Here is an 11,443-nt window from a genome sequence, read left to right on the forward strand (position 1 = left end):
TTAGTATTCCTTACTCATTTTTTAGTGGCCGAATAGATAATGTCCATTGACCACAATGCCGTTCATAAAGACATGCAGCAATACAGGTAATAATAATCCCTTTGACAAGACTCTCGCAGCAACCAGCGTTAAAGAAATAAGATAGAGAAGAAAGAAAGGCTTAAACCCAGAATACTGGGTGTGCAGCAGCGAAAAAATTAAGGACGTTACAAGCGCAGAAAATATTTTACTGTTAGAAAAAACAGTTAACGCGCCAAATAACCCGCCTCTGATGGCTATCTCTTCATAAACTGGCACCATCAAAATATAAGATATTTGCGTGAGAATAAGCGTATAGAGCGGTAGCGAAATCTGCTGATGGCTGACAACGACTTCGCCTGTGTTAAAAAGTACCTTTGGTATAACAAACTGGATGATTAAAATTAAAGCAAAAAACATAACAAATTGCATTAGTGTAAAGTTACCGACACCGAACCCCTCTTTCTTCTGAAATTTAAATAGATAAACGGGCACAATTACAAAAAACTCAACTATAAAGCCATACGGTAAAAACAATTCAGACGCAATTAATTCTCTTCGATTGGGAAAAAGCAACGGAACAGCTGTCAGTAGAAACATCAAAAGAAAAAGAGATAGGTTTAACAAACCTTCTTTTTTAGTGTTTGTTTCCACAAGCCTTTTCCCTTAGCATTATATCGTCATCATGACACTTTGTATTTTTTTGCTAAAAAACTGTTTACCTTATGAGCCAGAGCAACAAAGGATAATAATGAACTGATAATGACGACCAATTTTGACAACTCAGGTGGCGGGGTGTAAATGAAGAATTCTGCAACAACCCCAGCGCCACTAATAAATAAAAAACCAGTCATCAAAAACACAAAAAAAACAAAATTCTTGAATAAAAAGAACACGTCTAACTCCTATTTACCCGCTCGCAAATAAGGAGCGGGTGAGGGTTATCTATCGGCTGCAGGAACCGCCCATCCCACCTGAATTACAATTTCCAGAGGAATTACTGTTACCGTTATTATTACCGTTGCCACTGCCTGTGAAACAACCCCCGGCTATCGCGCCACCGACCATTCCCAGGCCTGCGCCGACGATTCCACCAGCGGCCCCAGCAATAGTGCCGCCAATGATGCCATTATTACAACCAACCACATAGCCGCTGTTGTAACCTGAGCTACCTCCAGCGCCACCGTTATTGCTATTGTTTTTACTATTTGAGCCCCGAGGGGGATCGTTACGACCACCACCACCAGAAATGAAGCTCAGTAATTCTCTCTCAATTACTTTCATAAACAACTCCTTTGTTCAATATTGTAATCCCACATACCTATTCAGCGAGGAGATTAATACCTCACTTTTTATTTCGTGCAAAGCGGTTTTTCTCGGAACTAATTAGCTGGTCTTGTAATAAGAATCCAATAAAATAGCGTATTATTTGGCTAAATTATTGTTTTTTAGATTTAATTTAAATGACCAGGTTCGTGCTATTTTTTTGCGATTTTATTCCTGGCAGATATCAAGATTAACGTTAATCAGAGCAATGAGCGTAGTTACTAATATTAAAGGAAGTATTTAATGAATCTATTAATTCGTAGATGGAGAGTAGCGACAAAGTCATTGTTCCTTTGCCGTTTATGCTATTAACGCGACCCTTTCCTCAGAGTATATTTACATCGCCGCCCCCAACGACAACTGGCACCACTGCCCCAGCTGCTGAATCGCCTGCTCCACTTCGGCATTCCAGCCAAAGCCGGCGTTGAGTCGGAAACAGTGATCGTAGCGGTCATCAGTGGCGAAAATATGCCCCGGTGCAATACCGATGCCTGCATTACGCGCCTTGAGAAACAGCGCGCGCACGTTCAACGCGCCCAATGGCATCTCCACCCATAACACATATCCTCCTTCGGGATCGGAGACGCGCGTGCCCGGCGGGAAGTAGCGCAGCACCGCCTGGCGCATGTGCTGGATTTGGTTTTTCAGCTCGCGCCGCAGCTTGCGCAGATGGGCGTCGTAGCCGCCGCTGCGCAGCAGTTCGGCAATTGCCGCCTGCGACAGCACCGAGGTTCCCATGCTGGTGGTGTATTTCAGCGAGGCGATTTTGCGCATGTAGTTGCTGCTGTGCACCCAGCCAATACGTATGCCGGGCGCGACGGTTTTCGAGAAGCCGCTGCACAAAATGGCATTTGGGCTGAAGGCGCGCATCGGGAACGGCCGACGCTCGCCAAAGGCGGTATCGCCAAAAATATCATCTTCGATGATCACCACATCGTTCTCGTCGGCCTGGCGCGCGATATACGCTTTCTGCTCGTTAGGAATGCTTTTGCCCAGCGGATTATTGATGTTGTTAATGGTGAGGTAGGCCTGCACCGCTTTGCGCTGAAATAGCGACGTCAGTTTTTCAACATTCACGTAGCCTGCCGGGCCAGCCTCCACTTCAATCACGCGTAGATTGAGGTTATGCAGCATTTGCAGCAGTACAAAATAGCAGGGCGATTCCACTGCGACGATATCGCCAGGCTGCGTCGTCGCGCGCAGCGCCAGAGAGATCGCTTCAATACAGCCATTGGTGATCAGGATGTCATCTGCACTGATATTGCAGCCATAATCCACCGCCCGGCGGGCAATTTCGGTTTTCAATGGCATATAACCGGTGCCTTTAACCGTATTCCCCAGCAGCGCCGGTTTGCTGTAACCCATCTGACGCATCAGCAAGCCGATTTTCTTGACCGGATAGAGTGAAATATCGCCGTTCGCCAGATCCAGCCGCACGCGACAGTCCGATCCCAGCATCGCCAGATGCAGTTCGGTTTGCTCGTCGAGCGGCGCAACGTCGCGCGCTTGCTCATTGATGACCCCCGGAAAAACGTTATCGGCCTTGCGCGGCGCGACAAAAAACCCGGACTTCGGCCGCGCGACCGCGTAGTGCTCATCCTCAAGCGTACGTAATGTTTTTAGCGCAGTGGTCATACTGACACTGTGCTGCGTTGCCAGCGTGCGCACCGAAGGTAAACGGCTGTCGGGCGGCAGAGAACCGCTATGAATGGCTTGTTTTATCTGTTCTGCAATTTGACGGTAACGACTGCCCTGTTCCGTTTCACCCGCCATCTGTTCCACCCTATTTCGTGATGATCTGTGCGTATTCACCAGATTACATTCAAAGTACTTTAGGCTGCATTAGTTAATTGAGAACCCTGCGCGCTGAAAAATTCATTCCGTAACCCCTTCGTGGCCCATTTTCCGCTCGCTGCCGCCAGCAGGACAATTGCGATTTTCTTAGCCAAAGGATGAAGTGAAAAATGAATAATCTGTCCACCATGATGAGAGAAATTGAAGAATATCTCACTGCCACGATTATCGACTCAGCCCAGCGTTGCTCGCGCCGTCTGCTTGCCGCGTTACCCGATGCGGCCAATCCTGGAAACAATCGCGTACTGCTGGCTTATGGCGGCGGCAAAGACAGCAGCTATATGGTGGCGTATGTACGCTACATTCAGGGACTGATCTGGCAGCAGCACGGCAGCACGTTTCAGTTGCGCATCAGCACCAACCGCCATGCGGCGATGAACGACAGCGTGATGGAAAATATTGATCGCGTGTATCGCGCGTTGCATATCTTTGAAGATGACTTCACCGAATGTTTGGTAACCGATGGCCTGCAAATCCGCCCTTTCGATCGTCATTTGCCCATGCCAGACAGCGTACGTCAGCAGAATCGCAACGATGTGCTGATGAATGGCCACCGTTTCCGTGCCGATGCGCGCTCTACCTTTTGTAATGCCTGCAACCTCAGCATGGTGAACTCCTTTGGTTTGGCAGCGCATTATGACGGCGGCGTTGATGTGATCATTACCGGCGATTCACCGCAGGAACAAACCGCTTATCTGGCGTGGGCGCGCCATCTTTCACGTCTGTTTAATGCACCGGTGGCGGATAAGTCACGCGGCTTTAGCGGCTTCCTGCAAACCTTAGATGGCGTCGCTGAGCGCTACTTTGCTGATATTTACGGCGCCGATCAGGTGACCCCCGCGCACCGTATTACCTGGCAGCTGGCGCGCGATCCGCTGTTCTTCAACATCTATCAAGACACCGCCTATGAGGCCGGCGCGCACTGGGCGCTGCTGACGGAATTTATGCATTTCCGCTTTGATGAGCTGATGTTCAGCTTTTCCGAATCGGACTGCGGCAACCCGACGTTAATGGCACATATTCGCGGTCTGCGTGCGGAGACGCTATTACAGCGTAGCTACGCCGAAGGCATTCGCGAATATGTGCGCTTTGCGCTTGGGTTAATGGTGAAAAAGGATTTCCCACCGCAGCTGATCGATGAAATGGCAGCACGTTATCAGGACGATGAAGCGATTAAACGCGCCCGCCAGCGCGCCGCGCAGTTCGCCGAGCAGGCTTTTGGTCTGAATGAAACCCAGCTGATTTGCATGATCTATTCACCATTTATCGCCGCAGGCCACCAGCTGAAAAACTGGCTGCAGCAGGTAGAGGATGCACCGGACGAAGCGGCAGTGCGCACGCTGCTGGGCGGCGATAACGACGATCTGCTGGTAGCGCAACAGCTGGAGCAGCTTTCTGGTTTAACCCTTACGCAAATGCGCCATTGCTGGCGCAGCGAGCAGGTGAGTTCACTGCTGGACAGCCAGCGCGGCGATGCGCTCTCACGCGTGCTGCGTTTTGATCCGCACAAAGCAGTGATTCAGGTGAATAACGGTGTGCTGCAAGACATCGTCACTGAAGTGATCTCCGGGCGTTAACCCGGTAAGGCAACGCGATGAGAAAGATTTTCCTGCAGATTGGCGCCACCCGCGATGGGCAAAATCCCTACTGCGCGGTGGCCAAACGCGAGGGCTATTTTACCGTGCTGGCGGAGATGGGCGATTTTGTCGATTACCAATCGCTAAGCATCCCGTTGCCGTTCGATCTGGTTGTGCGCCTCGATCGCCCGGAAAATCCGTGGGATGTGCTGCAGGCCTGTTTGCATGCCGGGTTAATGGAACATCCGCAGATCGTGCTGGCAGGCTTTGAGGCCTACAACACCAGCGCCGGGCGCGTGCGGGAGTTGCTGGCCGGGCCGGACGCCGCCAGGTGCTTTATTCCCCCGGATAAGTACGCTCAGCGCATGGCATTACGCAAAGCCTGGCAGCGGTTTCCGCAGCCGGAATTTCGCTTCTTCGCCTCACCGCTGAGCATCCGTGACGCGCGTGATGCCCTGCTCTATCCCTGCGTCGTCAAGCCCGTCGACGGCGGCGGCGGCCTGGGCATTTGGCTCGTCAAAGACGCGCAGCAGCTGGATGCGGTGATCAACAAGCTGGTCGATACCATGAATTACGGCGGTCGCGGCTTCAGCGGCTTTATCGTCGAGAGCTGGCTGGCTGGCGATGAGTACTCGCTGCAAGGCGTGGTGGCGGAAGGCCATGCGCTGGCGCTGACCTGCTGCCAAAAGGTGATCGAACATCACACCGATGTCGACGGCTGCGTCAGTTTTTACGAATCCGGCCATGTCGCCGTCGCGGCGCAGCAGCTGCCTGCCAGCTTCTCTAGCCTGATGAGCTTCTGCTGCGAAACCTTTGGCTATCGTCAGGGCGCGTTTCACATCGACTTCATTATGGTGAACGGCGAACCGCACTTTCTCGAAATGGGCTTTCGCCTCTCCGGCATGGGCGTGGTGAATCTGGTGCAGGAAGTCACCGGCATCAACTGGGCTGAAGTGGCGTTCCATATCGAAGCCGGTCACGGCCTGCCGCAGCTTGATTTCCCTGTCCAGCCGCCGGCGGTGGGGCGTGTACGTTTACGTCAGCGCCTGCAATATGACGCCGCAGAACGCTGGATCGCGCAGCAGCAGCGCGGTCAGCTGTTGCCGCCGCTCAATCTACCGGTGCTGGATGTCTCACCGCGATCTTCGCTGTATGCCGATCTAACCCGTCACGCCGGGATTCTGGCGACCTTTCGTCTTGCGGCAGAGAGCCGGGACGAGATTCTGGCGATTTTCCATCAGATCCTCGACGTCTCATCGCTCACCACACAGAGAGATTTACTATGTGCAGAATGATTCTGGCGCACGGCCAATTTGATGCCGCCGCGGTGCTGGAGGCCGCACGCGCCATGAGCTGCGGCGAAACCGCCACGCATGAAGGACCGATCAAACAGCATCCCAACGGCTGGGGCTGTTTATGGCTGGAGCAAGGCCACATCCGCACGCTACACGGCACCGGCACCTTCGCCGATGCGCTGCCGGGCATTGATGTTGATCGCCTGCGCGGACGCTTTTTGGCGGTACATGTGCGCCACGCCACTTTAAGTAAGAATCAGGGTATCGAATTTTCCCATCCGCTGTGGCGCACCAGCGGCGAAACCCAGTGGTACATGATGCATAACGGGTTTTTGCCTACCGTGTATCAGCAATTAGGCATGGCCGCGTCGCGCTTCGATTCTGCCGAGTATCTTGAGTACATCGTTGATCGCGCCACGCCCGCTGATTTCACCCGCGACTATTTGCGCAACAAAATGGCGCAGGTGGCGCCAGGCGGCAGTTCGGCGAACGCAATTTTTGTTACCCGCGAAAAAGCCTGGGCATGGCAGTGGCATCCCGCTGATACGCTCTATCCCAACTATTTCACGCTGCACCGTTTCCAAAACAACAACACGACATTTATCTCTTCTGAACCTATTTCGGCACTGGGCACGGCGTCTGAATGGCGCCGCATGAGCAACCATGAACTTCATGAATTTCCTTTAGGGGAGTGATCAACATGGCTATTTTCAATCAGATACGCGTTATAAACCCAGAAATGTTTGTGGAAAGTACCTGGCTGGACGACATCGTTACGGCACGCGTGCCGCTGCTGGTTTTACGCAACTTTCTAACGCCGGAGGTGCGCGAAGCCGTGGTGAACGATTTGCAACGCTGCCGCGAGCAGGTGCGCGTATCGCACTACCCCAATGGCGCGTTGACGACGCTCGGCCCTTATCTGGCGAAGCATACCGCCGCGCCGGAAAACTACTTCACCGAACTGCGCGATATCCAGCCGATGCTGCCGCCCTCGCTGCACTGCCTGCGCGATCAGATCTACCATTGGGTGAAACACGCCTTACGTCTGGAAAGCCTGCAAACCGCCAACGAGCCTGAGTTGGGCGATTACGCCGGTTCGATTGTGCGTTTCCACGCCAACGGCGTCGCCAATCCCCTGCATAACGACAATATCGTGCGTGATGCCGCCGGCAGCGGCCTGGCCGTGACCGGGATCTTGCATCAGCTGAGCTGCGTGGTCTGTTTGCAGGAGTGCAACGCGGGCGGCAAGCTGCGCATCTTCAATAAGAAGTGGCAGCCTCTGGATGAGCGCTTCAAAACGCCGGGGGAACTCGGCTATCAAACCGCCGTGATTGAACACAGTGAAGTGTGTGAATTTTCACCGCGCGGTGGCGATATCTACCTGTTTAACCCGGCTTTTTATCATGAAATTGATCGTGTGGAAGGCGACACGCGCATCACCATGGGCTTTTTCTTTGGCCTGACCGACAAAAAAATGAAACACGCCATCGCCTGGAGTTAACGCCAGGTTTTAGACGAGGAGACGAGCATGAACAGTTTTGAAAAGGTGACGGCCCTGCTGGATCAGCATCAGGCGCGCTATCGCGTGGTGGAGCATGAAGCCATTGGCCAAACCGATCGAATTAGCGCCATTCGCGGTAACGATCTCAATCAGGCGGCCAAAGCGATGGTGCTGGAAGTGACGATGCCAGAGGGTGCCGATCCGCGCTATCTGCTGGCGATTGTGCCGGGTGACTGCAAGATCAACTTTAAAAGCGCCGCCCGCGCTATCGGCGGCAAGAAATCGAGCTTTGCTGCGCCTGAAAAGGCGCAGGAACTGACGCAGTGCGAGATGGGCGCGGTGCCGCCGTTTAGTTTTGATGACCGGCTGGCGCTGCGGGTTGATAATCGCCTGCGCGATGTTGGCACGCTGTGGTTTAACGCGGGTGCTCTGGATCGCTCTATGGCGTTACAGGTGGCTGATTTCTTTCGCGTTGTCGGTGATGAATGTTGTGCCGAGATTGCAACACCGATGACGGCAACCGCCTGAATGCGGCAGTAAGGAAACGGTATGTCAGTAAAAGATATGTTGTTGGCCCTGTGTGTCGTGGTGGCGTGGGGCATCAATTTTGTGGTGATCAAGCTGGGTCTGCAGGGCATGCCGCCCTTTTTGCTGGCCGGACTGCGTTTTACCCTGGTGGCATTTCCGGCGATCTTCTTTGTGAAGCGTCCGGCGATTCCCCTGCGCTGGCTGGTGGTTTATGGCATGACCATTAGCTTCGGCCAGTTCGCCTTTCTGTTCCTTGCCATCAAGCTCGGCATGCCCGCGGGATTGGCGTCATTGGTATTGCAGGCGCAGGCATTTTTCACCCTGCTGCTCGGCGCGCTGTTCCTGGCGGAGAAGCTGCGCTGGAATCACATCGTCGGGATTTTAGTGGCGACGCTCGGCATGTTTATGCTGGCGACCGCCGGCATGGAGGGGCAAACCACCGCGGGCATCACGCTCACCACCATGATGCTGACGCTGGCTGCGGCGCTGTCATGGGGCCTCGGGAACATCACCAACAAAATCATTTTGCGTAATCGCAGCGTGCCGGTGATGTCGCTGGTGGTGTGGAGCGCGCTGGTTCCGGTCGTGCCGTTCTTTGCCTGCTCATGGCTGTTTGAGGGGGAAACGGTGATTGTCACCAGCCTGCTGCATATCTCGCTGCAAACTCTATTGGCGCTGATCTACCTCGCCTTTGTCGCCACCATCATGGGCTATGCGATTTGGGGCAATCTGCTCAGCCGCTACGAAACCTGGCGTATAGCGCCGCTCTCTTTGCTGGTACCGGTGGTGGGGATTCTCAGCGCTGCGTTGATTCTGAATGAGACCCTGTCGCTACGGCAGATGATCGGCGTTTCCGTGATCATTCTCGGCCTGCTGGTCAATGTATTTGGCGGGATGGTGACGCAGCGATTAGCGGTGCGCACCTAAACAAAAACGCCGCATCGCTGCGGCGTTTTCATTCAACTGAGTATCCTGATTACAGGATTTCGATACGACGTGGTTTCGCCTCTTCCGGGACGATACGCACCAGATCGATGCTTAACAGACCATTTTCCAGACGCGCATCGCGCACCGTAATGTGATCGGCCAGCTGGAATTTGCGCTCGAAGTTGCGTTCGGCAATGCCCTGATACAGATATTTACGCTCCTGCTGCTCTTCAGGATGCGCACCGCGCACCACCAGCACATTGTCGTGAGAGGTGATATCTAATTCGCTCTGCGCGAAGCCTGCTACGGCAATGGTGATGCGGTAGAAGTTCTCATCCACCAGCTCGACGTTGTACGGAGGATAGCCACCGTTGGCCTGGTTCTGATTGGTCTCTAGCAGGTTAATTAAACGATCAAAACCAATTGCAGAACGATAAAGCGGAGAGAGATCAAAGTTACGCATAATAAGACTCCTGATAATCAGCAAGTTTAGGCAACCTTCCACCATGGACAGGTTGTTTAGCCCGTTGCTGCCCCTTACGGCAACAGCAACAACACTGTTCTCTGAAAATGGGTGCAGCCTGATGACTTTCAAGGGCTAATGCGTATTTTTTTACAGCAATTCTGACGATATGGCATACACTCAGGGGACGATTCGCCTGAAATGCCAGACATGGCCACAGAGCTTTGCTAACGTCAGGTGACACACTCCAGCCAGGGCGATGCCATGTCTGAAGGGATGATGAAAATGAATATGATGAAACGCTTTCCGCTCACCGCTGTGCTGGTGTGCACGACCTTTGCGACCTCGGGCTGCTCCAGCGTTATGTCTCATACTGGCGCAAGTCAGGGCTATTATCCCGGCACGCGCGCCAGCGCAGAGATGCTGACTGACGACAAAACCAGTTGGGCGATCAAGCCGCTGGCGCTGATCGATTTACCTTTCTCCGCCGTGATGGATACGATTCTGCTGCCGTGGGATTACTTCCGTTCCGATGACGACAGAAGTAAAGATTCCATACACGAACGCGTGCTGCAGAGCGAAAAGCTGGCGGGCACCCAAGCCAGCCTGGCGACTGCAGCATCTATGCCTGGGGAATCGCACTGACGCAGAATAGCTGACGCCACCCCTCAACATCCCGCATATAGGCGATCTGCTCGCCATCCGGCGACCATACCACTGCATCACCGGATGGCGCTTGCTCACTACGTTGTGTCAGACGTGAGCATTGCCCCGTCGCCACCTCACAGCGCATGACGCTGTTATCGCAAATGAAGGCTATCGCGTTGCCAGCAGGTTGCCAGCTGAAGGCGGACTGAATGCTACTCGCCAGCTGTGTGATCTGACGCGGTTCTCCGCCATTAGGCGATACCTGCCACAGCTGCACGACGTCGCGATCGTCTGCCATTAAGAAGGCAATGGCGCTGCCGTTGGGTGCGGCGCGTAGCCAATGACGCGGCTGCGGTGCTAAACCTCTGCCGTGCGTAATGCGTCGCTGCTGCACGCCCGCCGGGGGCGCAGGCAGTTTTTCGGCTGTGCCCTGCAAAGGCGATGCGCCTGCTTTCGCGTAATCCGCCAAAGGTTCGGGTAAATCCACGACAAAGATTTCTGCCACTTTGTCGCCATTCGCCGCACGCGTATCGCCGATAAAGGCAATTGCCCAGCGCTGCCAGCTTCCATCGGCTTTCTGATAGCCTTGATCACCTATCCAGCACTCTTCATAAGCGCGGTCAATCTGATCGCTGCCGGGCTGTGGCTCACGCTGCGTCTGGCTTATCAGCACGCAATAATGGCTGCCGTCATATTCACGCGGATGCTGTTTGGGCGGACACACCGGATGCAGCGGTACCGCAACGCCCACGTTGCGCAGGTCATCGCGCGCATCCTTTTCATGCATCACGTGATCGTTGTAGGTAAAACTCAGGCGTGTCCCATCGGGGCTGAAGACGTGCACATGTGAACCACCGCGTAATGCCCCGGGCGTATAAGGCGCGGTGATGTCACAGGCATCGAGATTCTCCGCCATGCCTTGCTGCACGATTACGCCGCGACGGTGATGAAAATCATAGCGCCAGTGTGCATCCGGATGTTCTGGGCCGTGAATGCAGACATAACGTGGTGGCAAATCCGGGCTAACGGTCACCACGCCAACGTGTGCGCCATCGCGCGCCTGATACAGCACTTCAATGGCACCACTCGCCACATTGACGCGTTCGATAGTCAGGCTGGTAAAAGAGGCGCCGGAAGGTCGCACATCAAACGCCAGCCATTGGCTGTCGCCGGTCCAGACGTTGATGTTGGTCAACTGGTGATGACGCTGAGCAAAGGTGAGTTGTTTTTCTGACATGAGGCAACCTTACAGCTAACAGTTGCCGGATAAATTACGTGATTTGCAGGCGGGATGCGAATAAACCCG

General features: G+C 53.9%; 12 protein-coding genes. 7 read left to right on the forward strand and 5 right to left on the reverse strand.

Translation table 11 applies throughout. From position 1 onward, the window contains the following. Positions 1-21: 21 nt before the first annotated feature. From AAGR08_RS18460 to AAGR08_RS18470, 3 genes are all read right to left on the reverse strand, one after another. Positions 22-672, reverse strand: a complete 651-nt coding sequence (locus AAGR08_RS18460; protein ID WP_345827604.1) for a CPBP family intramembrane glutamic endopeptidase — start codon at positions 670-672, stop codon at positions 22-24. A 291-nt stretch (positions 673-963) separates the two neighbouring features. Continuing rightward, a complete protein-coding gene (locus AAGR08_RS18465) occupies positions 964-1,302 on the reverse strand; it encodes a hypothetical protein (protein ID WP_345827606.1) in 339 nt (112 codons plus the stop codon). Between the two features lie 378 nt (positions 1,303-1,680). Next, entirely contained in the window at positions 1,681-3,117 is a 1,437-nt protein-coding gene (locus AAGR08_RS18470) for a PLP-dependent aminotransferase family protein (protein WP_345827608.1), read from the reverse strand. A 191-nt stretch (positions 3,118-3,308) separates the two neighbouring features. Here AAGR08_RS18470 and AAGR08_RS18475 point away from each other — a divergent pair, with 191 nt between their 5' ends. The 6 genes from AAGR08_RS18475 to AAGR08_RS18500 are packed head-to-tail and all read left to right on the forward strand — an operon-like array spanning position 3,309 to position 9,026. Continuing rightward, a complete protein-coding gene (locus AAGR08_RS18475) occupies positions 3,309-4,775 on the forward strand; it encodes a hypothetical protein (protein WP_345827610.1) in 1,467 nt (488 codons plus the stop codon). 17 nt (positions 4,776-4,792) lie between these two features. After that, on the forward strand, positions 4,793-6,070 hold the full coding sequence (locus tag AAGR08_RS18480; protein ID WP_345827612.1) for an ATP-grasp domain-containing protein: 1,278 nt from the start codon (positions 4,793-4,795) through the stop codon (positions 6,068-6,070). Next, positions 6,058-6,765: a class II glutamine amidotransferase gene (locus AAGR08_RS18485; protein ID WP_345827614.1), complete on the forward strand. Its 708-nt coding sequence runs from the start codon at positions 6,058-6,060 to the stop codon at positions 6,763-6,765. The genes AAGR08_RS18480 and AAGR08_RS18485 overlap by 13 nt, the downstream gene beginning before the upstream one ends. A 5-nt stretch (positions 6,766-6,770) precedes the next feature. Then, the gene (locus tag AAGR08_RS18490) at positions 6,771-7,571 is read left to right on the forward strand and encodes a hypothetical protein (protein WP_345827616.1); all 801 of its coding nucleotides are present in this window, start codon (positions 6,771-6,773) and stop codon (positions 7,569-7,571) included. A gap of 27 nt (positions 7,572-7,598) precedes the next feature. Further along, positions 7,599-8,099, forward strand: a complete 501-nt coding sequence (locus AAGR08_RS18495) for a YbaK/EbsC family protein (RefSeq protein ID WP_345827618.1) — start codon at positions 7,599-7,601, stop codon at positions 8,097-8,099. A 21-nt stretch (positions 8,100-8,120) separates the two neighbouring features. Beyond that, positions 8,121-9,026, forward strand: coding sequence for an EamA family transporter (locus AAGR08_RS18500; RefSeq protein ID WP_097095475.1), 906 nt, complete (start codon positions 8,121-8,123; stop codon positions 9,024-9,026). Between the two features lie 49 nt (positions 9,027-9,075). Here AAGR08_RS18500 and ibpA read toward each other — a convergent pair whose 3' ends face one another. Then, positions 9,076-9,489, reverse strand: coding sequence for a small heat shock chaperone IbpA (gene ibpA, locus AAGR08_RS18505; protein ID WP_097095476.1), 414 nt, complete (start codon positions 9,487-9,489; stop codon positions 9,076-9,078). Between the two features lie 285 nt (positions 9,490-9,774). On the opposite strand from ibpA, the gene AAGR08_RS18510 reads away from it, so the two are divergent. Continuing rightward, positions 9,775-10,134, forward strand: a complete 360-nt coding sequence (locus AAGR08_RS18510; protein WP_320204469.1) for a YceK/YidQ family lipoprotein — start codon at positions 9,775-9,777, stop codon at positions 10,132-10,134. Here AAGR08_RS18510 and AAGR08_RS18515 read toward each other — a convergent pair. Then, positions 10,112-11,374: a DUF3748 domain-containing protein gene (locus AAGR08_RS18515; protein ID WP_345827621.1), complete on the reverse strand. Its 1,263-nt coding sequence runs from the start codon at positions 11,372-11,374 to the stop codon at positions 10,112-10,114. The genes AAGR08_RS18510 and AAGR08_RS18515 overlap by 23 nt on opposite strands. Positions 11,375-11,443: the final 69 nt, after the last annotated feature.

It is taken from the genome of Pantoea sp. BRR-3P, assembly GCF_039621635.1.
Lineage (GTDB): Bacteria > Pseudomonadota > Gammaproteobacteria > Enterobacterales > Enterobacteriaceae > Pantoea > Pantoea floridensis.

Excerpts from the sequence above, each read along its gene's own strand:
- AAGR08_RS18465 (WP_345827606.1), bottom strand. The coding sequence starts at position 1,302 with ATGAAAGTAATTGAGAGAGAATTACTGAGCTTCATTTCTGGTGGTGGT.
- AAGR08_RS18470 (WP_345827608.1), bottom strand. The coding sequence starts at position 3,117 with ATGGCGGGTGAAACGGAACAGGGCAGTCGTTACCGTCAAATTGCAGAA.
- AAGR08_RS18475 (WP_345827610.1), top strand. The coding sequence starts at position 3,309 with ATGAATAATCTGTCCACCATGATGAGAGAAATTGAAGAATATCTCACT.
- AAGR08_RS18480 (WP_345827612.1), top strand. The coding sequence starts at position 4,793 with ATGAGAAAGATTTTCCTGCAGATTGGCGCCACCCGCGATGGGCAAAAT.
- AAGR08_RS18485 (WP_345827614.1), top strand. The coding sequence starts at position 6,058 with ATGTGCAGAATGATTCTGGCGCACGGCCAATTTGATGCCGCCGCGGTG.
- AAGR08_RS18490 (WP_345827616.1), top strand. The coding sequence starts at position 6,771 with ATGGCTATTTTCAATCAGATACGCGTTATAAACCCAGAAATGTTTGTG.
- AAGR08_RS18495 (WP_345827618.1), top strand. The coding sequence starts at position 7,599 with ATGAACAGTTTTGAAAAGGTGACGGCCCTGCTGGATCAGCATCAGGCG.
- AAGR08_RS18500 (WP_097095475.1), top strand. The coding sequence starts at position 8,121 with ATGTCAGTAAAAGATATGTTGTTGGCCCTGTGTGTCGTGGTGGCGTGG.
- ibpA (WP_097095476.1), bottom strand. The coding sequence starts at position 9,489 with ATGCGTAACTTTGATCTCTCTCCGCTTTATCGTTCTGCAATTGGTTTT.
- AAGR08_RS18510 (WP_320204469.1), top strand. The coding sequence starts at position 9,775 with ATGAATATGATGAAACGCTTTCCGCTCACCGCTGTGCTGGTGTGCACG.
- AAGR08_RS18515 (WP_345827621.1), bottom strand. The coding sequence starts at position 11,374 with ATGTCAGAAAAACAACTCACCTTTGCTCAGCGTCATCACCAGTTGACC.